This is a genomic window from Granulicatella adiacens ATCC 49175 (assembly GCF_025150565.1).
GTDB lineage: Bacteria > Bacillota > Bacilli > Lactobacillales > Aerococcaceae > Granulicatella > Granulicatella adiacens.
Map to the genome: position 1 here is coordinate 1497507 of NZ_CP102283.1, position 25208 is coordinate 1522714.

Annotated in this window: 26 protein-coding genes; 2 read left to right on the forward strand and 24 right to left on the reverse strand. The window is 37.4% G+C overall.

Annotated features, from left to right (window positions below; all coding sequences use genetic code 11):
• Window positions 1–8 precede the first annotated feature (8 nt).
• The 9 genes from NQ540_RS07330 to NQ540_RS07370 all read right to left on the reverse strand — a co-directional run bounded on the left by NQ540_RS07330 (window position 9) and on the right by NQ540_RS07370 (window position 10440).
• Window positions 9–2636 carry a YfhO family protein gene (locus tag NQ540_RS07330; RefSeq protein ID WP_005606865.1) on the reverse strand — a complete coding sequence of 876 codons (2628 nt, stop codon included), beginning with the start codon at window positions 2634–2636 and terminating at the stop codon, window positions 9–11.
• Window positions 2626–3576 carry a glycosyltransferase PgfS gene (gene pgfS, locus NQ540_RS07335; RefSeq protein WP_005606866.1) on the reverse strand — a complete coding sequence of 317 codons (951 nt, stop codon included), beginning with the start codon at window positions 3574–3576 and terminating at the stop codon, window positions 2626–2628. Before pgfS ends, NQ540_RS07330 begins: the two co-directional genes overlap by 11 nt.
• Before the next feature lie 138 nt (window positions 3577–3714).
• The gene (locus NQ540_RS07340) at window positions 3715–4359 is read right to left on the reverse strand and encodes a TIGR01906 family membrane protein (protein WP_005606868.1); all 645 of its coding nucleotides are present in this window, start codon (window positions 4357–4359) and stop codon (window positions 3715–3717) included.
• The gene (locus tag NQ540_RS07345; RefSeq protein WP_005606870.1) at window positions 4347–5129 is read right to left on the reverse strand and encodes a TIGR01457 family HAD-type hydrolase; all 783 of its coding nucleotides are present in this window, start codon (window positions 5127–5129) and stop codon (window positions 4347–4349) included. Before NQ540_RS07345 ends, NQ540_RS07340 begins: the two co-directional genes overlap by 13 nt.
• The gene (locus NQ540_RS07350; RefSeq protein WP_005606872.1) at window positions 5130–5948 is read right to left on the reverse strand and encodes a YutD family protein; all 819 of its coding nucleotides are present in this window, start codon (window positions 5946–5948) and stop codon (window positions 5130–5132) included. It lies immediately after the preceding gene.
• Window positions 5941–7299 carry a bifunctional metallophosphatase/5'-nucleotidase gene (locus NQ540_RS07355; protein ID WP_039849110.1) on the reverse strand — a complete coding sequence of 453 codons (1359 nt, stop codon included), beginning with the start codon at window positions 7297–7299 and terminating at the stop codon, window positions 5941–5943. Before NQ540_RS07355 ends, NQ540_RS07350 begins: the two co-directional genes overlap by 8 nt.
• On the reverse strand, window positions 7292–7795 hold the full coding sequence (gene ybaK, locus NQ540_RS07360; RefSeq protein WP_005606876.1) for a Cys-tRNA(Pro) deacylase: 504 nt from the start codon (window positions 7793–7795) through the stop codon (window positions 7292–7294). The genes NQ540_RS07355 and ybaK overlap by 8 nt, the downstream gene beginning before the upstream one ends.
• Before the next feature lie 105 nt (window positions 7796–7900).
• Entirely contained in the window at window positions 7901–9169 is a 1269-nt protein-coding gene (gene rho, locus NQ540_RS07365) for a transcription termination factor Rho (protein ID WP_005606878.1), read from the reverse strand.
• 11 nt (window positions 9170–9180) lie between these two features.
• Window positions 9181–10440 (reverse strand): UDP-N-acetylglucosamine 1-carboxyvinyltransferase, encoded by a 1260-nt coding sequence (locus NQ540_RS07370; RefSeq protein ID WP_005606880.1) that lies wholly within the window; start codon window positions 10438–10440, stop codon window positions 9181–9183.
• 169 nt (window positions 10441–10609) lie between these two features.
• On the opposite strand from NQ540_RS07370, the gene NQ540_RS07375 reads away from it, so the two are divergent.
• A complete protein-coding gene (locus NQ540_RS07375; protein WP_005606881.1) occupies window positions 10610–11602 on the forward strand; it encodes a biotin--[acetyl-CoA-carboxylase] ligase in 993 nt (330 codons plus the stop codon).
• A gap of 19 nt (window positions 11603–11621) precedes the next feature.
• Window positions 11622–12149 (forward strand): biotin transporter BioY, encoded by a 528-nt coding sequence (locus NQ540_RS07380; RefSeq protein ID WP_005606882.1) that lies wholly within the window; start codon window positions 11622–11624, stop codon window positions 12147–12149.
• A 55-nt stretch (window positions 12150–12204) separates the two neighbouring features.
• Here NQ540_RS07380 and NQ540_RS07385 read toward each other — a convergent pair whose 3' ends face one another.
• The 15 genes from NQ540_RS07385 to NQ540_RS07455 form a co-directional block, all read right to left on the reverse strand.
• A complete protein-coding gene (locus NQ540_RS07385) occupies window positions 12205–13050 on the reverse strand; it encodes a PTS system mannose/fructose/sorbose family transporter subunit IID (RefSeq protein WP_039849112.1) in 846 nt (281 codons plus the stop codon).
• Window positions 13040–13846, reverse strand: coding sequence for a PTS mannose/fructose/sorbose/N-acetylgalactosamine transporter subunit IIC (locus NQ540_RS07390; RefSeq protein ID WP_039849113.1), 807 nt, complete (start codon window positions 13844–13846; stop codon window positions 13040–13042). Before NQ540_RS07390 ends, NQ540_RS07385 begins: the two co-directional genes overlap by 11 nt.
• Window positions 13847–13874: 28 nt before the next feature.
• Entirely contained in the window at window positions 13875–14351 is a 477-nt protein-coding gene (gene agaV, locus NQ540_RS07395) for a PTS N-acetylgalactosamine transporter subunit IIB (RefSeq protein ID WP_005606885.1), read from the reverse strand.
• A gap of 223 nt (window positions 14352–14574) precedes the next feature.
• On the reverse strand, window positions 14575–15096 hold the full coding sequence (locus NQ540_RS07400; RefSeq protein ID WP_005606887.1) for a hypothetical protein: 522 nt from the start codon (window positions 15094–15096) through the stop codon (window positions 14575–14577).
• A complete protein-coding gene (gene yajC, locus NQ540_RS07405; RefSeq protein ID WP_005606888.1) occupies window positions 15074–15349 on the reverse strand; it encodes a preprotein translocase subunit YajC in 276 nt (91 codons plus the stop codon). Before yajC ends, NQ540_RS07400 begins: the two co-directional genes overlap by 23 nt.
• Window positions 15349–15789, reverse strand: a complete 441-nt coding sequence (gene agaF, locus NQ540_RS07410; protein WP_005606889.1) for a PTS galactosamine/N-acetylgalactosamine transporter subunit IIA — start codon at window positions 15787–15789, stop codon at window positions 15349–15351. Before agaF ends, yajC begins: the two co-directional genes overlap by 1 nt.
• 180 nt (window positions 15790–15969) lie before the next feature.
• Window positions 15970–17121, reverse strand: a complete 1152-nt coding sequence (locus NQ540_RS07415) for an iron-containing alcohol dehydrogenase (RefSeq protein ID WP_005606891.1) — start codon at window positions 17119–17121, stop codon at window positions 15970–15972.
• Window positions 17122–17146: 25 nt separating this feature from the next.
• Window positions 17147–17569 (reverse strand): RbsD/FucU family protein, encoded by a 423-nt coding sequence (locus tag NQ540_RS07420; RefSeq protein WP_005606893.1) that lies wholly within the window; start codon window positions 17567–17569, stop codon window positions 17147–17149.
• Window positions 17563–19053: a rhamnulokinase gene (locus NQ540_RS07425; RefSeq protein WP_005606894.1), complete on the reverse strand. Its 1491-nt coding sequence runs from the start codon at window positions 19051–19053 to the stop codon at window positions 17563–17565. The genes NQ540_RS07420 and NQ540_RS07425 overlap by 7 nt, the downstream gene beginning before the upstream one ends.
• Window positions 19054–19083: 30 nt before the next feature.
• Complete coding sequence (locus NQ540_RS07430) at window positions 19084–20166, reverse strand: ABC transporter substrate-binding protein (protein WP_039849115.1); 1083 nt, start codon at window positions 20164–20166, stop codon at window positions 19084–19086.
• A gap of 77 nt (window positions 20167–20243) precedes the next feature.
• Window positions 20244–21227 (reverse strand): ABC transporter permease, encoded by a 984-nt coding sequence (locus NQ540_RS07435; protein ID WP_005606897.1) that lies wholly within the window; start codon window positions 21225–21227, stop codon window positions 20244–20246.
• 18 nt (window positions 21228–21245) lie between these two features.
• Entirely contained in the window at window positions 21246–22742 is a 1497-nt protein-coding gene (locus tag NQ540_RS07440; RefSeq protein ID WP_005606899.1) for a sugar ABC transporter ATP-binding protein, read from the reverse strand.
• Complete coding sequence (locus NQ540_RS07445) at window positions 22735–23106, reverse strand: PTS lactose/cellobiose transporter subunit IIA (RefSeq protein WP_005606901.1); 372 nt, start codon at window positions 23104–23106, stop codon at window positions 22735–22737. Before NQ540_RS07445 ends, NQ540_RS07440 begins: the two co-directional genes overlap by 8 nt.
• A gap of 4 nt (window positions 23107–23110) precedes the next feature.
• Window positions 23111–23407 (reverse strand): PTS sugar transporter subunit IIB, encoded by a 297-nt coding sequence (locus NQ540_RS07450; protein ID WP_005606903.1) that lies wholly within the window; start codon window positions 23405–23407, stop codon window positions 23111–23113.
• Between the two features lie 18 nt (window positions 23408–23425).
• Window positions 23426–25192 (reverse strand): L-fucose isomerase, encoded by a 1767-nt coding sequence (locus tag NQ540_RS07455; RefSeq protein WP_039849116.1) that lies wholly within the window; start codon window positions 25190–25192, stop codon window positions 23426–23428.
• Window positions 25193–25208 lie beyond the last annotated feature (16 nt).

Genomic DNA, 25208 nt, shown 5'->3' on the forward strand with positions numbered 1-25208 from the left:
CTACTGGATTAAATCCACTTTTTATAAATTGCAACTCCGTAAATTACGATAGAGAAAATAGAAATGATTAAGCCTGCCATAAAGCCATCTGGTAAATAGGTCATCTCAATAGTATGTTCTCCAGAAGTAATTGGGAAGGCTAATAAACTATCCCAAATTTTCTTAGTTCCAACTACTTTTCCATCTACCTTCACTGTCCATCCTCTATCATATGGAATACTTGTCATCATCCAAGTACTATCATCCGTAATATTTACAGTTCCTTTAAAACTACTTTGATTCCAGTGTTCTACTTTTAAGCCTTGGCGTTGTCGTTCTTCGATAATGCGATTGGCTAAAGTGCCATTCGTTCTTGCTAGACGTAAGCCTGAAAGGTTAAATTCTTCATTCGAATCAATTTCAATCGTCAAATCTACTGCTTTTCCAAGTGAGTTGTGAGCAATTTGAATTAATTGTGCTTGTTGAAATTTATTTTGGAAATCATAACTATTTCCATTCAGCAAAATTCTAACGTTATTTTTATTCGAATGAGAAAGAATCTGAGGAATCGATACCCAATAGTCTTCAGAAGACTGAGGAACTAAATGATATGTAATCTTTCCTGGTTTTGAAGAATCAATTCGTCGATACGTTTCAGGTTTTGAAGAATCAAACACTTCCATATTTTCTAATTGCACATCATTGGCAGCTAGAATCGTTAAGTAAGACTCACTCGTTTGTCCCATTGCTTGAACAATTTTATTATGGTTTTGAATAGGTTGATGATTTTCAAGTTTAACCTTCGTCGTATCATCATTCACTCCAAATGCAATTGGTAAAATTGGACCACCTTGATAAGTAATCGTTCTAGTTGCTTCAAACACAGGTTCTTTAGTCGTAATATCTTTTCTGGTTACCATATTTCCAAATACGTACATTTTAGAGGTATCCGGATATTCCTTCGTATATACAGGTTTTGGAGCTACTAAATATTTCACAGAGAATAGCGCATCTTGGAAAGGCGTACCTTGATAATAAGTAGTAGCATTAATTCCGTTATTTCCTAATCGGTCAAATAAATCTCTCGTACTATTTTCTAAGTTAGAACTAAATACAGATAACCCTGGATAATCCACCATAAATGGATCATTTTTACTTAAATTAAATGATTTATTAATACGATAAAAATCAGAATGATCTGGTCTAATCGGATTAATCGCTTCTTTTAATTGAAGTACCGCATCATGATACTTATAGGCATCTGTATACCCCACTCTAGACTGAACAATAGCCGCATTTGCCGTCAGTTCAACCACCGTGAGTGCTGCAATAACGACCCATGGTTTCTTTACCTTTGTCCAGAATAAAGCAAGAAGGATAATCATATAAATTCCGATTGTGGCTATGCGTTGCCAAACCGTCAAGAATGAATGAGTTTGATACTGAACAATCACAAAAATAATGGCCATACCGACAAATAAAATACTCGCTTCTTTTGGAGTAAAACGTTCCATTTCTCTTAAACTTAAATAAGAAAGATAAATCAAGAAGAAAGCAATAATCCATGAAAAACGATAGAAGAATCCGGCAGGGTTTTGACCCATATGCCATAATTTACTTGTAAACTCATGGGCACATGAAATGAGGAAAATCGTTAATACAAATCCTGCTGCAATCTTGCCCCATTTTGTAATTTTATTAGAAACAAAATAGTAAATAGTCCCTAAAATACCTAAACTTGCAACATAAATATTTGGCAAGTTTGGTCCTGCTGGCCAAGATTCATTGTCGAAAGCTCCTAAAAATAATTTAGCCAAAATTTCTAAAGGATTGATTTGCAAAGTCCATTCAAATTTTAAAGAGCTTTGTAATCCACCTTTTGTAGAAACTAAACTAATAATAATCGGCAATAGAATGACTGCAACCATCCCTACTGCAATAATGGAAGCACTCGCTAATTTCAACAAACGTTCAAACGTAATTTTGAAGTTCGTAAACTCTTTAGAGCGGATAATATAAAAGAATGCATAAATCACCACAAAGATACAGGTCATATAGCCCATATAGAAATGAACAAACAATGCAAGAGCAAGCATTCCGATATAGCCCTTTGAAGATTCATTATCTAAAACTTGTTCTACTCCGATTAATACAAGTGGCAAGACAATCATGCCATCGTAAAAAATAGGGTTCATTTGATAACTAACATTAAACCCATTTAATGCATAGATTGTCGCTACAATTGGTAATAAATAGGCTTTTTTCTTTAAGCCATCATATCGCTTTACTAAAAAGTGCGTCATTGTTAGACCCATCGTTCCATAACGTAAGGCAATGGTCACAGGAACAACCCATTGAAAATTCTCTTCAGAAAACAATAGAAACAGAAAATTAAAAGGACTCAATAAATTAAATCCCCAAATCCCAAGCATTCCTCCTCCAATCGACTTAGAGAACGAATAGAAAAAACTGCTCCAATCTCCATTTAAAAATAAATGTTTAAAATAGGCATAGAGACCAATATATTGTGCATTAAAATCAACCGCCATTAATGATTTAGCACCAAAAGGGAAAAATCCATCTATGATCCAAGCTACGAGCATAATTAGCATCGGAGCTAGGAAACTAGCTAAATAGACTTTTTTCTTAGTTGTCATTTTGCTCTCCTTTCTGAGTCATGTTGGTTTGATCCACAAGATAATGAGGGCGTTTTTTAACTTCGTAATAAATTTTTCCAATGTATTCGCCTAACACGCCGATAGAAATCAGTTGAATTCCTCCAAAAAGAACTACTGAAAAAATAGTTGTGAAATATCCACTAACCATCGTGTCAGGGGCTACAAAATATTGTACAAATGACCACAATACATAAGCGACTGAAATCATTAAACAGAAAAGACCTAAGTTAATACACATTCGCAATGGTTTGTCATTGAAAGATAAAATCCCTTGAATAGCATAATTCAACGAAAACTTCAATGAGTACTTAGTTTCTCCCACTGTACGAACTTGATTTTCATATTCAATTACTTTTTCTTTGAAGCCAATCCAAGAAAAAATTCCTTTAGAAAAACGGTTATATTCTTGTAAAGATAAAATGGCACGAACGGCTTTACGACTGAATAAACGGAATTCTGATACTCCATCCATTAATTCAATGTCCATCATCTTATTGGCTAATTTGTAAAAATGTTTTGCTAAAAACGTACGGTGCGGTTTCTCTCCTGTCCGTGTACGTCTCGCGCTAACAACATCATAGCCTTCTTGATAAGCCGCTATCATCTTAGGTAATAGTGCAGGTGGATGTTGTAAGTCTCCATCCATTAAAATCACAGCTTCCCCAGTTGCGTATTCTAGACCTGCTATCGTCCCAGCTTCTTTACCAAAATTTCTACTAAAACTAATGTATTTTACGCGAGAATCTGCATCTGCAATGGCCAGCATCTTCTCAAAAGTACGATCTTTACTCCCGTCGTTAATAAAAATTAATTCAAATTCAGCTTGTGTGATTTGATTAATTTCTTTTACTAAAGCATCATACATTTTTTGAATCATATTTTCTTCGTTATAAAATGGAATTACAATCGATAATTTCATTGATTCATTCCCCCAATCCTTAAAAAATTCGCTATCCCTATCATATCATTTTTTCATGAGTAGTGCTTCCAAAAATGAATATTTTTATAAAAAAAGAGAAGCAACCTTCGATAAAAGGTCACTTCTCGTATAAAAAGACTAGATTTCTTTTAAATTTTTAATCAATACATTGGTTCCCAATAACCCGAGTAGTAATATGCTAAAGACCACAATAAAGCAAACCATAAAAAATTCTTCTGGCAAAGCTAAAATAATAGGATCTTTCTTGGGATCAAAAATCCAAGCATCATTGTTAAAAAAGAGCTCATGAAATTTAATAAACAATGTATTAAAAAAGCTTGCAATACCAACACAAACGAAAATCGGAACAAGAACTAGCCACCGAATTGGCCTTCTCAAAAGCCATGTTAGACGCCTTTGTTTTAAGGACCGAATTCCAAAAAAGCTGACTAAACCAGATGAAAGGAATATCGCAAAATTAATAAAGAATAGCCTTTTGACTTCAAAAAAATGAAATAATCCTTGCTGAGAACTCGTAAAATTACTCATCACCAGTGAATCATTCAATGGATTCGTCAAATATCCTATCAGTTCATGATAATTTGTTTTAAGAACATCTGCACTGTATCCAGTCATTTTTTCTACTCCAAACCACTGAATGGACCAATGGTATAGAGGTTCGAAAAAGATCACAAAGGTAATTCCTAAACTTAACCAGAATAAAAATAGAGCAGTAGCGATCCCCCATTTTTGAACTCGATAAGGTCTCATTAAATGTTCCATTTACTCAAATCCTCTACTAAATGGGTTGGTTGTTCCTCTACGTTCAACAATGTTTCTTTTGTAGAAAATCCAGTTAAGACCATAATTGTATCCATTCCATATTGAATACCTGCTTGAATATCTGTTTGATAATTATCTCCAACCATGGCAATGTCTTCTTTTGAAAAATGTGAGTTAGGGAACTTCGTATTAAGATAGTCTAATGCTGATTCCATAATGATACTACTAGGTTTACCAATAACAATCGGTTCCACTTGGGTAGCTACTTTTAAGAATCCTGTTATTGCTCCTGAACCAGGAACAGGGCCTTTTTCACTCGGTAAATTGGAATCGATATTTGTAACAATATAAGTTGCTCCACCTCTAATAGCTAAAGTCGCTTTCTCTAAATCTTTATAAGTAACATTTCGATCTAAAGATTGTAAAACTAATTCAGGATTTTCTGAATCCAGTGTAAAGCCCGCTGTTTTTACTTGGTTCTTAATCGCTTCTTCTCCGATTACCATAATACGCTCCACTGGGTAGTGCGATTTTATGTAATCTACAGCAGCAACGCCGCTCGTATACACTTCAGCTGCTTCAACATTTGTCCCATAATTTTCACGCAAGTTTTGAGCCACTTGTTCAGGAGTTTTCGTCGCATTATTTGTTACGAATAAAAACGGGATATTGGCTTCCTGTAGTCTTTTAATAAAAGCTTCTGCAGTGGGAATCCGTTCCTTTCCCTTATACATGGTTCCGTCTAAATCAATAAAATACGCTTTATACATTTATTTCCCTCTTTGTTGGTTTTCTCTAATATGGAATCCTTTTTTCTGAGGATTTTTAACGACACTTTTTTTCACCTTGCTACTTGAAGATTTTTCAACTTCTTTCATTGAGAAATGTTGCGAATTTGATTTCTTCGTTTTCGGTTTAAAAGTCTTTTCTCCATATTCCTTCATTGTCTCTTTTGGAATAAATTCTTTTAGATTAAAATCTTGTTCTTTTTTATTGCGCGGATTTGTTTCATTATTGCGACGCTTTTGACGATTTTGAGATTTCTCTTTGAATTTACGATTTTGTTGATTTCTCGCAGGAGCATCTAAATCTACTGGACTAAATACATGCTCTCGTCTTGGATTATTTTGGCGTTTTCTTTGAGAACTTCTCTCACGTCTTGGTCGTTGTGGTTTTTCTTCCTCAAGAACAGGTTTGTGTTTTGCCTCAGGATCTCTTTCTAATACAAAATACTGACAGCCAAAATTGCAATATTCCAAAATATACTCTTGTAAATAATCAATATCTCTATCTGGTGTTGCTAATTTATGAGAATGTTTAAAGAAGCCCTTTAATCGTAATTTTTCATGGCCCCAATCCCCTACAATATAGTCATAACGCTCAAAAATATCGTTATATCGTTCATTGAATGCTTCAATATTAAAGCCGTTTCTATAATCTTCAATGATTTGGTAATGTACCTCATCGACCAAAATTGTCTTTTCGTCCACTACCACCGCTCTTTTTGGTTCTTCTTCAGGATTCGTCACAATTTCTTGCAAAACTTGACTCAATTCATCTGAAAGCGTCTCTACGGTTTTCTCAGTCATGATAGTTCCTTTCTTTAAAAATTAATTCTTTTTCAATAATCGTTCTTAATAAATCTGGATATAAAATTTGGTTGATGCCTTTTTCTTCAATCATCGGGAAAAAAGGAACAAAACGCATATGGTCTGGGCACACAAATGTAATGATTTCATCGTCTGCTAAAACTTTTCCATTGACGATAATTTCTTCACCCTTTTTAGAAAAACCAGTATATAAGATCTCTCCAAATAGTTTACCACGAAAACCATATCCGCGAATAGCTTTTTCTAGTAATTCTGGTTGTTGTTCTTCAAAAACTCGGAGTAATTGTTTGAAATTTTTTACAGAAAATTGACTTTTATTTAAGTGAATCGGATGAGGCATACAGTCATGTAAATCAAACTTCGTTAACGCCCCCTTCTTAAACTCATGCACGAAGAGACCAGTATACGTAAATGCAATTGGAATCCCTGTTTGCCTAATCATGGCTTCAAGGGAAAGTTGTGCCAAGTCTCTTACTGAATAATCTGGAATCTGACGAAGAACAATATTTTCTTTGAGTAATTTGATTCCTTCTTCTAGGTAGATTTTTCCTTCATCTGTGGCAGAATCCTCTTTTAGCGTTTCAACTTCAATCATACTTTCTTCTAAAGAAATCAGCTTTTCTTTCTCGGTTTTTAAATGGAGCTCTCCAATGTAAGCACCATATTTGAACCCACCCGTTAAGAGTGTTTGGTTTACCCTTTTTCCTTCTTTAAATAAATGATGTGTGTGTGCTCCAAGAATCACTTGAATTTCTGGATACGATTCGGCTATCAAGGTATCCAAATCAATACCTAAATGGGATAAAAGGATAATTTGGTGTCCCTCACTAGCAAGTCTAGGAACTAATCTTTCAAGCGTTTTTAAAGGGTCTTCAATCCAATATCCATTCGGTTCATAACTTTCTGGATAGGAAGCTGTCAGCCCTAGTATCGCAATACTACACTGATCAATTTTTTCGAATTGGATTTCAGTTGCATAAGGCGGTGTTTCCCCTGTAGATTGCCACTTCACATTAGAGATAATGACTTTAAACTCCTTTTCCTTATAGGCACCTTCTAGTTCTTCTGGAGTATAAGCAGTCCCTTCATTATTTCCTAGTGTTACAAAATCTATTTTTTGCTGATTCAAAATGGCCGACGCAATTTGCCCATTTTTTGCTTCCACAAGAGGATGAACTCGATCAATCAAGTCTCCTAAATCAACTGCCCAAACAGTGTGACCTAATTCTTCAAGTTCTTTCCTTCTGGCCCTCATAAAATTCGTTTGCGTTTTTAACGAATGAAAATTTGAGTGCATATCATTCACGTGAAGAATCGTTAAATCACTCATCAATTTCCTCATGACTAGCATTATTAAACAAGGTTGCTTCAGTCATTTTTTGTAAGTCTTTCGGTGCCAATTCCATTTGCAAACCACGCTTTCCCGCTGAGATGCGAATAGTCTTATGGTGCATCGCACTCTCCTCAATAAAAGTTGGAAATTTCTTTTTCATACCGATGGGAGAGCAACCTCCGCGCACATACCCAGTAAGAGGTTCGAGCTGATCTAGAGATAGTAATTCAACTCTCTTATTCCCTGAAATTTTTGCCACCTGTTTTAAATCTAATTCCTTATGAGCGGCAATACAAGCAACTAGATGCCCTGTTCTATCCCCTGTTAACACAATCGTTTTATACACTTCTTCAACAGGAATTCCCATTCCATCTGCAGCATGAAGCGCATCTAAATGAGCGGTATCCACATCATACTCATGAATAACATAGGGGATCTTGGCTTGTTCTACCATTCTTACAGCATTTGTTTTGATTACTTTTTTCTTTTTCACGTGAAATCACTCCTTCTTTTATTCTACCATAAGGAGCATTCTAAATAAAATTCCGTTTGACATAAAAAACAACATCCCCTAAGAAAAAACTTAGGGGATGTTAGATTAACCTAGTAAGTTTAATCGACGAATAAAATCGTCATTGGACTTTGTTTCTTTCAACTGTTTCACTAGTTGCTCACTTGTCTCAAGCCCATCACCTTTAATCGAATGACGCACTTTCCATATCACATCAATGATTTCTTTTGAAAGTAACATTTCTTCTTTACGCGTTCCTGAGCGCTTAACGTCAATCGCAGGAAACACTCTTCTTTCTGCAAGTTCTCTTGAAAGATGGATTTCTGAATTTCCAGTTCCTTTAAACTCTTCATAAATGACATCATCCATTCGACTTCCCGTTTCAACTAAAGCAGTCGCTAAAATCGTCAAACTTCCGCCTTCTTCAATATTTCTAGCCGAACCAAAGAATTTTTTAGGGCGATAGAAAGCAGCAGGATCAATCCCCCCGCTTAAAGTTCTTCCTGAAGGTGGAATCGTTAAATTATATGCTCTAGCTAATCGTGTCAAGCTGTCCATTAAAATAATGACATCTCTCCCGTCCTCCACTAGTCGCAAAGCACGTTCCAATACTAATTCACTAATCTTAATATGATTTTCTGGGAGCTGATCAAACGTTGAATAAACCACCTCAGCATTTACTGTTCGTTCAATATCTGTTACTTCTTCTGGTCGTTCATCGATTAATAAAATAATCAACTCAGCATCTGGATGATTGGTCGTAATTCCATTAGCAATTTCTTTTAATAAACTTGTCTTCCCTGCTTTTGGTGGAGCAACAATTAGCCCTCGTTGCCCAAAGCCAATCGGACAAATTAAATCCAGCATTCTAGAGGCGATTCGCCCTCTTGTTGTTTCCAAAATCATTTGCTTTTCTGGATAAAGTGGTGTAAGTCCTGGGAAATGATCTCTTTCTTTTGCCTCTTCGGGATCTTTTCCATTTACAAATCCCACTTGCATCAACCCATTGAACTTCTCTCCTTGGCGAGGAGGACGTGCAGTTCCACTCACTAAATCTCCATTTCGAAGATCAAAGCGTCTGATTTGGGAAGAAGAGATGTAAATGTCTTCTTGACTACTTGAGTAGTTGATGGGTCTAAGGAATCCAAAGCCCTCTGCGCGATTAATATCCAAGACCCCTTCTACTTGAAAAAATCCCGTAGCTTCTTCTTGGGCGCGAATAATCGCAAGTGCCAATTCCTTTTTATTCATCTGGCCATAATAAGGAATTTTATAATGTTTAGCAAAGCCGTACATCTCTTTTAAAGTCTTTTCTTGCAAACTTTGCAAGGTAACAGTTTCTACTTGTTCTGGCATATTGTCCCTTCTTATTCTTCAATCATCGTAATATCAGCACCTAGAGCTTGAAGTTTCTCAACAATATTTGAATAACCTCTAAGAATATGTTCAATATTAGAAATCTTAGTCGTTCCTTCAGCCATTAATCCCGCGACTACAAGTCCAGCTCCAGCACGAAGATCACTTGCAGCAACTTCTGCTCCTACTAGAGGCGTTGGTCCTTCAAATGTAATAATATCTTCAATCACTTTTCCATGGGCTCCCATACGATTTAATTCTGGAACATGCCCAACACGTTTTGGATAAATGGTGTCTACAATCATCGCAGTCCCATTTGCTTTCATAAATAATGGAGTAATCGTTTGTTGCAGGTCTGTAGCAAATCCTGGATACGGCATGGTTTTAATATTCACTGCCTTAAGATTTGTAGAAGGATAAACATAGATATCATCCTCTCCAACTTCCATCTTGACGCCCATCTCATCCATCTTTGCAATGAGACTTTCTAAGTGTTCAAAAATGACATTTTTAACGCGAACTCCTTCTCCAACTGCTGCGGCAACTGATAAATAAGTTCCTGCTTCAATGCGGTCAGGGATAATTGTATGACTACATCCGTGGAGTCTTTCTACTCCTTCCACACGAATCATACTTGTTCCTGCTCCTTTAATATTGGCACCCATTTTATTTAACAGTGTCACTACATCGATAATCTCAGGTTCACGAGCGGCATTCTCAATAATCGTTTTTCCTTTAGCACGAACAGCAGCTAATAAAACGTTGATGGTTGCCCCTACAGAAACAACGTCCATATAAATTTTTGTTCCTACTAGACCTTCTTCATCGGTTGATAAATAGATTGCCCCATCATGATCTACTACATTGGCACCTAAAGCTTTGAATCCTTTTAAATGTTGATCGATTGGTCGTGGTCCTAAGAAACACCCGCCAGGAAGTCCTACCACGCCTTCTCCAAACTTCGCAAGAGTTGCTCCCATAAAATAATAAGAAGCTCTCATACTTTGGATTTTTCCTTTTGGCATTGGGATGGATTTCATTTCCGTTGGATCAATGGTTAATGTGCCATCTATATATTCTGTTTTCACGTTAAAATCATTTAAAATCTCAATTAATGCAGCAACATCTTGGATGTCTGGTACACCTTCTAATACTACTGGTTCTTCAGCGATAATAGCAGCCGGAATTAAAGCTACTGTACTATTTTTTGCTCCACTAATGGTCACTTCACCTTTTAATGGTTTCCCACCGTTAATGACTAATTTTCTCATACTAAAATTCCTTTCACTAAATCTTCTCAGTTATTATACCATGTTCCTATAAGAATCTGCTATATTTTAACCATTTATAGCAATTGTTAACCTGCATAAAAAATACAGTTGACAATCAATTGAAATCTGTTACACTTAAAAACATGAATATTGACGAAAGGAGGCTATTATGAGTACTAAACAGGAAGTTTTACGTCTATTATATAGCACCGTAGACAAACCCCTTTCTGGACAAGATATCGCTGACCAATTGAAACTTTCTCGAACCGCAGTGTGGAAAGCTATTCAGCAATTAAAAAAAGACGGTTACGAAATTACCTCAAGCACAAAAGTAGGTTATCAATTATCCAGACAGACAGATTTGTTAACCCTTGAAGGCATTCGGACTCATCTAGGTGAACAATTACAAGATTGGGATATTCAAGTCTTTGAGAAAACCACTTCAACCAATGATTTAGCTAAAAATTATGGTGCTTCAGGAGAAAGGGTTCCAACCTTTTTTATTGCCGAAGAGCAAACAGCTGGACGTGGCCGTCTCGGAAGAACCTTCCTCTCACCTCCCAAATCTGGTTTATACATGAGCATCTGTATTTTTCCTGAAGGTGATTTGGATAGTATTTCATTAATCACTTGCGCTACGGCTGTTGCCGCAACGCGTGCAGTAGAATCTTTCATTCACGAAACCGTCGGAATTAAATGGGTAAACGATCTCTACTACCACGATAAAAAGATTGCTGGCATCTTAACAGAGGCGGTAACAAATATTGAAGCTCAAAGGGTGGATGCGTTGATTGTTGGCATGGGAATTAATTTGCATATCGACGACGCCATTATTCCAGAGGACTTAAAACCAATTATCGGTTCCCTCTTTTCTCCGCAAGAGATTCCCAAAAGTTTTAGCCGCAACGAATTTGTAGCTCGTTTCCTTAAAGAATGGAATCAATGCTACGAGGCCATCAATTCGGGTAAGCGTGACTTCATGGAAGAGTATAAATCTCATTCGATTATTGTCGGAAAGAAAATCAATGTCATTAGCGGTATGAAAACATATCCCGCCACTGCAAAAAGCGTGGACAATAACGGTCATCTCATCGTTCAAACAGACGATGGATCCATTCATTCATTATCATATGGCGAAGTAAGTATTCGCCCAGAAAATTAAATCATTAGGAGTTAAACACATGAAAAAATTATCAATTCAAACAATTGTACTTGCTGCACTTATTGGTGCACTCTGCTACGTATCTAGCTACTTAAAAATCCCGATTGGACCAGTACCATTCTCAGCACAAACTGCTACAGTTATTTTGGCATCACTACTCTTGCCACCAGTTGCTGCATTTGCTGCTCAATTTATTCACTTCCTATTACTTTTCTTATTAGGAGGAGGTACTGCATTATTTATTTCTCCATCATTTGGTTTTGTAATTGGATTTATGGTTGCTGCACCTGTCATCTCATTTATTGGAAACCGTATCAACAATATTTTTGGATGGGTTCTAGCCGCACTTGTTGGTGAAGTCATTTTCTACGTCATCGGAATTCCTTATATGACCTTTGTACTCTTAAGCATTAAGATGCAAGAACTAAGTCTTCAACAAATCCTTGGCTTCGGTTTATATCCGTTCATTCTTCCTGATTTAGGGAAATTAGTGATTGCAGTCTTTCTTGCAGACCGTATTAAAGTTCTTACAAAAAAACACAATTAAAAATATAAAAAATAAGCTAGGCTTAATGCCTAGCTTATTTTTTTGTGTATTCTGACTAACCCCAGAATTTAACTCCTAGTATGTGTCCTAAGAACGCAAAACCGATTCCGGCAACTAATAGAAGAACGATACAACGTAATGGCGTCCATTTTTTACGCGCTAATAAGTAATATAGTCCTAAAGTAATTCCAAGTGGAATTAATTTTGGTAATACACCATCTAAGATTGTTTGGATAACGATTGGTTTTTCACCGTTTGCGATTTGAATCCCTAATTTAGTACCACCGTAAAGGCTAGTTAAAGCCCCCACAACGAATACTCCAAGGATTGAAGCAGCACGAGTGAATTCTTTGGCATTTGCAGTAAAGATACCAATTGCATCTGTTCCTAAATTATAAGACCAGTGCATTAACCAGTAACGAATTGCAAATTGTGCAATATTGAATACTGCCAAGAATAGTAATGGTCCAGCGATGCTTCCTTGTAAAGCAAAGTTTGAAGAAATACCGGCTACGATTGGAACTAATGTGAACCAGAATAAAGCGTCACCGATACCACCCAATGGTCCCATTGCAGCAACACGTACCGCACGGATTGTTTGAATATCTGCTTTGTTTTGTTCAAGAGATAATACAATCCCCATTACGAATGTTACTAAGAATGGGTGAGTATTAAAGAACTCTAAGTTATGAGACATTGATGCAGCTAAGTCATCTTTGTCTGTGTGGATTTTTTCTAACCCTGGTAAAATACCGTATAACCAACCAGCTGCTTGCATACGTTCATAGTTGAAAGAAGCTTGTAGGAAAATTGAACGCCATGCCATTTTATTTAAAGTCGCTTTATCTAAGCGTGGAGCAGGCGTTTGGTTTTTATAAGAATCTGGAATATTATATGCCATCTTCTTCACCTCCATCGTTCACAATGCTAGCACCAGCTGTTTTGAATTTTGTATGGATTTGGAAATCCCAGTATGCAATTGCAAAACCAACAAACGCTAATAATACTAATGCAGAGCCACCTAAGCTTTCACTTGCAGAAACAATGTTTGCTAAAGCAAAACCTAAGAAGTAGAAGCCCCATAGTTCTTTAGAAACCATTACTTTAAGTAAGATTGCAAACCCAACAAAGCGCATCATACCCCCTGCTGCACCTAAACCAGCCATAAACCATTCAGGAATAGATTTCGTTAAAGTATCCCCGATTGTTTGTCCACCGATAAAGAATAATACAACTACAAGACCAAAGATAGCCCCAAGAGCAGCCATCGCTAAGTAGTTCAAGCGAACAATACCTTTTGGATTAGCATCATGTGCATATCCATCGGCTACTGCCATCATTGGTGACATTAAAGCAAAAATCAAAGTAACGCCATATTGACCTAAAAGTGCAAATGGAACAGCCGCACCTACTGCAGCAGCTGGATCTAATTTAAGACTGATAGCCAAAACTGTCGCCATAATTCCACCGATTACGGCATTAGGTGGTTGTGCCCCACCGACTGGCATGTTACCGATTGTCATTAATTGATAAGTACCCCCAACAATTAAACCAGTTTGGAGATCTCCCAAAATAGCTCCAATCACAGGACCCATAACGATTGGTTGATAAAGTGATTCTAAAAAGCTAAATTGGTCAATCGCAGCTACAAACGTTACTAGGAATACTAATAAAATTTGAATAAAACTTGCTTGCATATTCATTGACCCCTTTTATAAATATAAATTATTGAAATAATTTCGATACGTCTTCTTTTCCTTCAGTTGGAACTTTCTGAATTTCAAGTTCGACTCCTAACTCTTGCAGTTTCTTAAATGCAGCTACATCTGCATCATCCACTGCGACAACACCTGCAACTTGACGTTTACCCTCCGCCATATGCATGTTCCCAATGTTGACTTTTTTAATCGGTACCCCCCCTTCTACTAGTTTTAAAACGTCTTGTGGATTTTCACAAATAATGAAAATCAACTGACGATCTGCTGCCTTACCGATGATGTTAATCGTTTTTTCAATCGTGAAGTAACGAGTCTGTGCACCAGCAGGAGCAGCCATATCCATTAACCCTTGACGCATCGGATCTCCCGCCACTTTGTCATTGGCTACTAATAATAGGTTGGCCCCTAAATAAGAAGACCATTGAGTCGCCACTTGACCATGGATTAAACGATTGTCAATTCGTGTTAATAAAATATTTGGCATTGTTCGCTCTCCTTTCATAAAAAGCTAAGTTCATTATATCTAATTCTAACGATTTTTGGAAGCGTTTAACAAAAAATATTTTTAATATTTTCTTCATTGTTTCTTCTTTATCATTTTCATTCATTCTTTCAATAGAAAAAAGAATGATATGTTTTAAATTCCCCCATTTTTTAACATGTTTTTTATATAAAAAAAGAAGCTTGAACTTCAAGCTTCAGAAAATTTATTTTTTGGTATTTTTAATCATTGCACTTGTTCCACTGAAAGTGACGACTAATCCAAACGCAATTACGATCATTCGATTCAGTATCTCTCCAGATACAAAGAAACTTCCAGCAATAATCAGTATTCCAACCAGACTTACCATCCAAGTTTTAACAATTGGGACGGTTGAATCCTCTACTGCTTCTTTCTCTATTTCCGAAATAAAAACCTCTTTTTTCACAAGATATTTTGGCAAAATACTTTTAACATAAGCAATTGTTGACAATGCGTAAAAAAGCAGTGTTGCTAAAATACTTAGGAGGATACTCTCCGGATAAAAGCTATAGATAATGGCACCCATTGCTAAGGCAATAATGAGGCGATGTCTAAAGGCGTTAAAAGTTACTAAATCCTCATCTGGAATTTTATAAACACTCTTTAATAAAGGTAAATAAAAATACTTTTCTCCATCTTTTCCCGTATAGAATTCACCAAAGAAAGACTTCATAGATTCACCTTTATAAGACTTCAGAAATTGCATATCGAGAAACGGTAATGATAACTCCTTTAGCAATTTCTACTTCAGTCTTTTCTTCATCAATTTTTTTCACAGTCCCGTATAGACCATTTGCACAAATCACTCTTTTTCCTACCTGCAAATCACCGTGCAATTTTTCGAAATATTGTTGCTGGCGCTTCATATTCTTTCTAGAGAAGAAATAATAAACCCCTAAAATAACAGCAACAAAAACGATAAATGTCAGTGAACTCACTAAAATAATTTCTGCTGTCATTAAATTCCATCTCCGTCTTCTTCGACCACTTTATCTTGAGGCGTTGGAAGACTCACCTGTTGAATGGCTTCTCGACCTGCTGTTAAACTTTGAGTCACTACATCTTGAGCGCTTGAAGCAAACTCGCGTAACATCGCTATTTCAATTAACATTGGTAAGTTTGTACCTACGACAACCTCAACATTATCAAAATCCATTGATGCAACCATTGCTGATTTGAAAGGACTTCCTCCTAAAAGGTCTGCAAATACTACAATCCCTTCTGTTTCCTCTTGCAACTCTTTCATAGCGTCTCTTAGATTATTTTCAAGAGTTTCTATTGGATCGCTTTCTAAAAAAGGCACTACCTTATATGCAGTTTGTTTTCCTGCAATCATTTCTAAAGCGTGTCCTACTCCAATTGCAAACTCCCCATGTCCTGTAAGAATTAACCCTATCATTCTATTTCCTCCTATTTTTATTCTATACCTTAATACTAGACTAGCTAAACTGAAATTTCAAGCACAATTTATGCGTTTTCATAAAATCTTATCCAGAAATAAATAAGGAGTATTGTCCAAATACTGGGGGGGACAATACTCCACGTTCAAAAAGCTATACGAATATTTTTGTTTTACCGATTAGAACAATTCTTTGTAGAAAGCAATTGTTTCTTCTAATGTTGGCATGAATGGGTTACCAGGTGCACAAGCATCGATTAACGCATTCTTAGATAGATATTCGAAGTCGAAGTCTTTTTCTTCAATTCCTAATTCAGTTAATTTCTTAGGAATACCTACTGTTTCAGAAAGAGTTTCGATTTCTTTGATTGCGTATGCTGCACATTCTTCATCAGATTTACCTTCAGTTTGTAAACCTAAAGCTTTTGCAACATCACGGAATGCAGCTGGAACACGTTTAGCATTTTCGCGTTCGATTACTGGTAATAACATAGCACAGCATACACCGTGTGGAAGTTTGTAAACAGCACCTAATTGGTGAGCCATTGAGTGAACATATCCTAGTCCAGCGTTGTTGAATGACATACCACCTAAGAAGATTGCGTTCACCATACCTTCACGAGCTTCGATGTCATGACCATCTTTAACAGCACGTGGTAAGTATTCTTTAATCAATTCGATTGCACCAATTGATAATTTCATAGTAACCCCGTAAGCACCAGGAGTTACTAAAGCTTCAACCGCATGAGTTAATGCATCCATACCAGTTGCTGCAGTTAATGCTGCTGGTTTAGATACCATTAATTCAGGGTCGTTTACTGAGATTAAAGCTAGGCTGTTTTTATCAACCATTACCATTTTAACTTTTCTTTCTTCGTCTGTAATTACATAGTTGATTGTAATTTCAGCTGAAGTACCAGCAGTTGTGTTGATAGCAACAACTGGTAAACCTTTTTTAGCAGATTTGTGTAATCCTTCGTAGTCTTGTGGTTTTCCACCATTTGTTGCAATTACTGAAATACAGCTTGCACAGTCTTGAGGTGAACCACCACCTAAGCTGATGATGAAGTCGCAGTTGTTTTCTTTTAATGCAGCAACCCCATCGTTAACATTTTTACAAGTTGGGTTTGGCTCTACATCAGAGTAAACAACGAAGTCTACACCTGCTTCTTTTAAAGGTTCTGTGACTTTAGGAAGAATATCACTTGATTCGATAAATTTATCCGTTACTAAAAGAGCTTTATGATATCCTAGATCTTTTACATAAGGTCCAATTTCTTTAACGACTCCTCTTCCGATTAAGTTAATAGCTGGTACATAAAATGTTGACATAATTTTTCTCTCCTAACTAGTAAATTTATAAAACACCTTTTTTCAAGATGATGTTTCCATACAAGGCACTTTCTCCTGTTTGAATTACAAGATAGGCGTCTTTTGCTTGTTCGTAAAACTCAAATCGTTCAAACTCTTTAATTGCTGCTCCTGGGTGGCTTTCTTCTAAGAGACGTTTATATTCGTCCCAAATCACCGGAACAGTTGGATCTCCCGGAACGACTTGCATTAATCCTGCTTGATATGAACTGTAAGTATCTAATGGTAATACTTGTAGAATCGCTTCTAAAGCAACAGGCACCCCATGTCCGTCCATACGAATCACTCGTTGACCGATACGATGAGCTGGGAAGTTAGCATCCGCAAGTACCAATTCATCTCCATGTCCCATCTCCATTAAATATTTCACAAGTTCTGGGCTTAAAATTTTAGGAATTTGTTTTAACATGACTGAATTCCTCTCTTCACTTTATTGAAATTCAAGCGAATTTCTTCTAAATTCTCAATCACACGACTTTCATAACGTGTCACAGGTTCTGAAGCCTTAATAATATCTTGTGCTTCTTTGCGGCTTGAAATCACTCCAAGAGTTAGCATTTGTGACAAGATATTTCCAAGTGCACTCGCTTCGATTGGTCCTGTGATGACTGTACGTCCTGTAAAGTCTGCCGTTAACTGGCAAAGCAATTTATTTTGAATACCTCCGCCGACCATTTGAACAGTTGTCATTTCATGTTTTGTCAATTGTTCTAATTGCGTAATCGTCTCTAGATAGGTTAAAGCTAAACTTTCTAGAACGACACGAACGATTTGACCTTTCGTTTGTGGAACTCTTTGCCCACTCACTTTACACCATTCTTTAATTTTTGTTTCCATTTCTCCAGGAGAAGCGAAAACTGGGTCGTTTGGATGAATCCATGTTTGGTTGTCCGTTACTTCTTCGGCTAATGTCACCATTTCGCCAAAGCCAACTTCTTCCCCTTGCAAGCGCCAGTCGCGTTGTAATTCTTGAATAATCCACATTCCTGTTGTGTTTTGTAAGAGGCGATATTTACCATCAAAACATCCTTCATTAGTTAGTCCTGAGGCAAATGCTTCATCGGTTACAACAGGTTCGTCGGATTCCGTTCCGACAAGCGACCAAGTACCACATGAAATAAAGACAGTCCCTTTTTCATGTTCATATGGAATCGCAAGTACTGCAGCAGCTGTATCATGTCCAGCTCCTGCAATCACGTCAAATGAATCAACTTTCAACTGTTGAGTGATGCGAGGTGATAATTGTCTTAAAACTGCACCATTCTTCGTTGGTGTTGTAAACCATTTACGTGGAATATCTAAGCGTTCAAATACTTCTTCAGAGAAATCTTGTGTGAAAATATCCAGTAACCCACTTGTACTTGCAATAGTATATTCGTTTGAGAGCACCCCTGAAAGTAAGTAGTTGATTAAATCTGGGATAAACAACACGCGTTGAACGATATTTTTAAGTTGTGGTTTTTCTTGCAAATCTGAGTAGATTTGTAAGACCGTATTAATGGTTGCAGGCTGCACACCTGTTTTTTGGAATAATTCTTTCTTCGAGATAGCGTTATAAAATGACTCCTCATATCGACCCATCCGGTTATCTCTGTAACAATGTGGTTGATAGAGCAAATCTCCATTTTGATCTAGATAGGCATAGTCTACTCCCCATGTATCAACAGAGATGGAACGAATCGGAATCGAATCTTTGGAAGCCTTCTTGATTCCTTGCTTAATTTCTCCAAACAAGTGCAACAAATTCCAATACAAACCATCATTAAGATTCACCGGTTCGTTTTTGAACCGATGAACCTCTGATAATTGGAGGGAGCGTCCGTCATAAATCGCCTGCATAACACGTCCTGAACTTGCACCTAAATCAATGGCTAATAATTTAATCAAGCTCATGTTTTCTCCTCCATTACTAATCCCTATTTTTTATTCGTATAGTAAAGCTTTGATTTCATCGCTATCGATGTTCTTAGCGTCATACCATTTAGAACCAGTATCCACGTCTTTCACTGTTTCACCTTTAGCTGCGGCAACTGCTAATTTAACAGCTTGGTAACCAATTTGAACTGGGTCTTGAGTTACAGAACCAACGAAGATTCCTTTACGGATAGCATCTTGTTGTAATGCACCTGAGTCGAACCCAACAGCTAAGATCTTGTCTGCGCCAAGTTTAGATTCTTTAAAACCGCCGTTAGCATTGATGATTGCTTTTGCAGCGAATTCATTAGAACCATAGATTGCGACAGTATCTTCTTTTTCAAGAACTGTAGAAGCTTCTGTTTTACCTGCAGCATCATCTACTTGTGCTGGAACACGAACTTCGATTACAACTTTTGCATCCGCTTCGTTTACATCGTTTTTGAACTTGTCATGTCCAGTTACAGCAGTTTTAATGCCTTTTTTATTTAATAATTCAACCATTTTATCAATGAAACCACTTGTTCTTTGAGTGATTGAAAGTGAGTTTACTTCTTGAGAAACAACCCCGATACGAACTTTCTTGTCGCCGATTTTCTTTTCTAGTAATGGGAATAAGTGTTCAGCGGCATTACCACCAGCAGCATGGTTATCTGTTGAGGCAGTAGCTTTAATTGCTCCTTCTGGTGCCCCAGGAACCCCTGAGTCAAACCCGATAATAGGAATGTTTTTAGATTGTGCTTGTTTAATCGCATCTAATTCTGCTTCAGTATCTAATGCAGCTAAAGCGATTGCTTTTGGATTTTTGTTGATCGCGTTATTTAATTGTTCCAATTGTTCTGCGATAGCTGTTTCATTTTGAGGTCCTACGAAAGTAACTTTAGCCCCTAATTCTTGAGCTGCTTTTTCAGCTCCTTTGTTAACTGCTTTCCAGAAGTCATGTTGGAAACCTTTCGCGATTACTTCTACTTTGAAGTCGCCGCCTGATTGAGTTTTTCCACCATCAGCATTTGATTTATTTGAAGTACATCCTGCTAATAATGCAGAAGCACAAGCTAGAGTTGCAATAGCATATTTGAATGACTTTTTCATAATGTTTTCTCCTTTATATGTCCCTTTTGATCCTTCCAAGAAGGAGTCTTCCCAACTCATTGTGTACAATATCAAACTTATTTTTTCTTATTCATGCGGATTAAGATATCTGAGTAAACGGCAACGATTACAACAAAACCTGTAATGAATAATTGATAGTGTGGTTGTAAGTCGATGTATGGTAAACCGATCTTCAAGACAGACATAATGAATACCCCGATGATTGTACCAACAACAGAACCAACCCCACCAGCAAGTGAAGTACCACCAACTACTACTCCGGCGATGGCATCAAGTTCCATACCGTTCCCTGTACCAGGAAGGATTGTTGAATATGTTGCAGCATATGCAATACCAGCTAGACCTGCTAGAAGTCCACTGATAACATAAGCCATACCTTCCCATTTGATAACGTTTACACCTGAAAGTCTAGTAGCTTCTTTATTTGAACCGATAGCAAAGATGTAACGACCAATTTTTGTTTTGTTTAAAACAATGGCTGCAATAATCGCTACGACAATCAAGACGATCAACCCGGTCGGAAAATTATCTTGCGTTCTGAATAAGTCTTTGTACCAGCCTTCACCAGTTCCACGTAATGGGAACGTTACACTTTGTACGTTTGATACGATTGAGCTTAAACCACGTGAAATCATCATTGTACCAAGTGTTGCGATGAATGGTGGCAATCCAAATTTCGCAATTAAAATTCCGTTGAATAATCCAAATACACCCCCAATCACTAATATTGCCAACAATGCTAGCCATAATGGCCAACCCATTTTTGTATGGAGTACTCCACCAACGATGGCAGAACACATCATTACTGTACCGATTGATAAGTCAATACCACCGGTGATAATAACGAATGTTACCCCAATTGCTAAGAAACCAATGTAATAAGATGCGTCTAAAATGCTTACCGCTGTATCAAACGAACGGAACGATTCACTTGAGACTGCAAAGAATGTGAAAATCACGATCAACGCGATTAATGCAATTAATTTTTGTAATCCAACTGATTGTACCAGTTTCGTCCATAGGGACTTTTTCTCTTCCATATCAATACCTCTCTTCGATTATCGATCCGTTGCTAAAGCGAGGATACGTTCTTGAGTTGCTTGACTGATATCAAGTTCACCTGTTTTACGTCCTTCACACATGACAACAATACGATCGCTCATACGTAAAATTTCTGTAAGCTCTGAAGAAATCATAATGATTGATTTTCCTTGAGCTACTAGTTCATTCATTAATGAGTAGATTTCACTTTTCGCACCAACGTCAATTCCTCGAGTTGGTTCGTCAAAAATTAGAATATCGCTATTTTGTTCTAGCCATTTCGCAATAACAACTTTTTGTTGGTTACCACCTGATAAGTTACGAACTAGTTGTTTCGATGATGGTGTTTTCGTTCTTAATTGTTTAACGAATTCATCACTGACTTTCACAATTTCACCGTCATCAATTAAACCACCTTTAATGTACTTATCAAGGTTTGTCATTACTGTGTTATTGGCAATGGTCATATCAACGATACATCCATAACGTTTACGGTCTTCTGAAAGATAACCAATACCTTCTCTAATAGCATCTTGAGGATTTTTAATATCAACCTCTTTACCATTAATTTTAATTGTTCCGCTATCTTTCTTATCCGCTCCGAATAGTAAACGAGCTACTTCTGTTCGGCCCGCTCCCATTAATCCAGAGAAACCTAAGATTTCACCTTTATGAAGCACAAAGCTAACATCTTTTACGTGGCTTCCTGAGTTTAAGTGTTCCACTTCTAATACAACAGGTGCTCCTTCTGGTACTGCAGAAACCGCTTTCGGATCTTCGTAAATAGTACGACCAACCATCATTGCGATGATCTCGTCCTTTGTAGTTTCTTTTGTATTTACAGTTCCAACATATTCCCCGTCCCTCATAACCGTTACACGGTCCGTAATACGGGCAATTTCGTCCATACGGTGAGAAATATAGATAATTCCTACACCTTTAGCACGTAAGTCATCAATAATTGCGAATAATTCATTAATTTCTGATTCTGTTAACGCTGCTGTTGGTTCGTCGAAAACAATAATCTTAGCATCCATTGACAATGCTTTGGCAATTTCAACCATTTGTTGTTTACCAACTGTTAAGTTTCCCACTTTTTCTTGTGGATTAATATCCAGTTTCAACAATTTGAATAATTCTTTTGCCTTTTTATTTCCGGCATTATCGTTGATGAAGAGACCTTGATTAATTTCTTCACGACCGATGAAGATGTTTTGAGCCACTGTTAAGTGGTTCATCATATTCAACTCTTGGTGCACGATTACAATCCCATCGTCCATAGCCTCTTTTGGCTTTGAATATTCTACTTGTTTTCCGTTATAGTGAATCGTTCCTTCGTTCGCGCCGTAAATACCTGTCAAAACTTTCATCAAAGTGGATTTACCAGCCCCGTTTTCACCCATTAGTGCGTGTACTTCACCTGCTCTTAGGTCGAAGTCTACACCTTTTAAGGCTTTTACAGGTCCAAACGATTTCACAATTCCCTTCATTTCAAGAATAACTGGATTACTCATGCATTTCACCTACCTGTTCCAGTTTTGTAATACGCTCTTTTAGCGTTTCTATTTGTTCTTGTTGATTTACAATGATGTCTACAACTTCTAGCAGCAAGTGGCTGTTCATAAAATGATCTTGCGCATGAACGGAAAGAAGTGTAGGGCTATCTCCCTCTCCTCTTATTTCTTGCTGAATCATTTCTGTTTGAACATTATGCGCTTCAACTCCTTTAGCTCTTGCTTCATCAAGGAGGCCTCTTGCAGATGAAATATCACCTGCAAGAGCACTCTTAACGGATTGCATTGCTAAAGTTGTTACTTTGCTACTTTTGACAATGAGTTGCATCAATCGTTGCGTATCTGCTTTTTTTGTCTCGCTCATTGGCTTAACCTAATAATTCAATCGCTTGTTTTAGAACTTCTTCTCCGCGCATGTTTTCAAAGTCATCGTCTGAAATTACAGCAACTGGAACATGAAGTGAAGCTTTTGCTTTTTCTTCTAAATAAGCTAATTGAGGTCCTAATAATAAGACATCAATATTTTTTAGAGTATCAATCCCAGTAATCCCTACTGAGTAGAATGAGTAATCTAATTTGTCACGGTAAATGACTTCTTGAATGCGTTCAACGAGCATACTTGTTGTCAATCCACCGACACAGGCTAAAATAATTGTTTTTGTCATTTTAGTCTCTCCTCTCTCTTACTTATGAATAGGTCCTAATAATTGGCATGCACGGTAGTCAGCTGATTCTAAATCTTCTGTTCCGAATAATGACCAATTCTTAGGTCTGAAAATATCTTCTTCAGCAACATTATGCATATTTACAGGAATGCGTAACATTGAAGCAAGAGTGATAAGGTCAGCACCAATATGTCCATAAGTGATAGCACCGTGGTTTGCACCCCAGTTATTCATTACATCGTATACTGACTTGAATGCGCCTTTACCTGTTAAGCGAGGAGCAAACCAAGTTGTTGGCCAGCCTGGATCTGTACGGTTATCCAATGTATGGTGTACATCTTCAGGTAATTCAAGTGTGTATCCTTCTGCGATTTGTAATACAGGTCCAACGCCTTTCAATAAGTTCAAACGAACCATTGTCACAGGCATATTTCCTTTAGATAAGAAACGAGTTGAGTAACCGCCGCCACGGAAGTATTCGCGGTTTGCTGCTGGGAAGTCAGTATTTGCAAGCATTGCATCTACTTCACTTTGTTCTAATTCCCAGAATGGTTTAATCACTGGCTCACCGTTTCTTGTAGCTTGACCAGTACCATCTAATGTACAAGAACCAGAGTTGATTAAGTGTAAGAATCCATTTTCAGCATGGCCTTCAAGTTTATGTCCTGTTACACGTTCAACTGCTTCTGGACTCCAGTAAGTACGAACATCCGCAAAGATTTGTGGAGTGTTTGTTAATAAGTAGTTGAATAGCATTGATACACCGTTTAACGCATCATTTTCAGTTGCGAAGATGTATGGTCTGCGAATTCCGTTCCAGTCAAATTGAGTGTTTAGGAATGTTTCCATGAAGTCTCCGTTAGGGAAGTGGTCTGTCCATTGACGTTGACCTTGGAATCCTCCCACAAGAGCGTAGTGACCAACCGCTTCTTCTTCGAAGCCTAGTTCAGCAAGTCTTGGGTTTCCAATCATTAAGTCACGTCCGATTAAGAACATCTTAATCACGAATTCCCATTGTTTATCTTTTTCTTCACGGCTCAAAACAAGGTCTTCACGGTTGTGGTCGAATCCTTCTTTAACGTTTTCTTTCACCCATTGAAGCGCACGTTCGAATTCTTCGTGATCATAAATGCCACGGTCGATACGGCGAGTAAATTCTGTCATATCTACTGATTCATTACGCATTCCTAAGTATTCTTGGAAGAAGTTAGGATCTACGATAGAACCACCGATACCCATTGATACGCTACCCATAGATAAGTAAGCTGTATCTCTCATTAAACCTGTAGCAAGAGCTGCTCTTGCGTAACGTAAGATTTTTTCTTTAACGTCCTCAGGAATTTCTGTATCTGTAGCTTCTTGTACGTCTTTACCGTAAATTCCGAATGCTGGAATTCCTTTTTGAGCATGAGAAGCAAGAACTGCTGCTAAATATACAGCCCCTGGTCTTTCAGTTCCATTGAATCCCCAAATAGCATGTGGAATATCAGGAGACATATCCATTGTTTCACTACCATAGCACCAGCAAGGTGTTACTGTAATCGTTGCACAAACGTTTGATTTTTTGAATAGTTCGTGAGATGCTGCTGCTTCTGGTACACGACCAATTGTTGATGGTGAAATCACACATTCAACCGGTTGTCCATCAGGATATTTCAATGTGGACTCGATTAAAGCAGCGACACTCTTCGCCATATTCATTGTTTGAACTTCTAAAGACTCGCGAACTCCTTGGCGACGACCGTCAATAGTTGGGCGAATCCCAATGCGTGGATGTTGAATCATTTTTGTTCCTCCTATT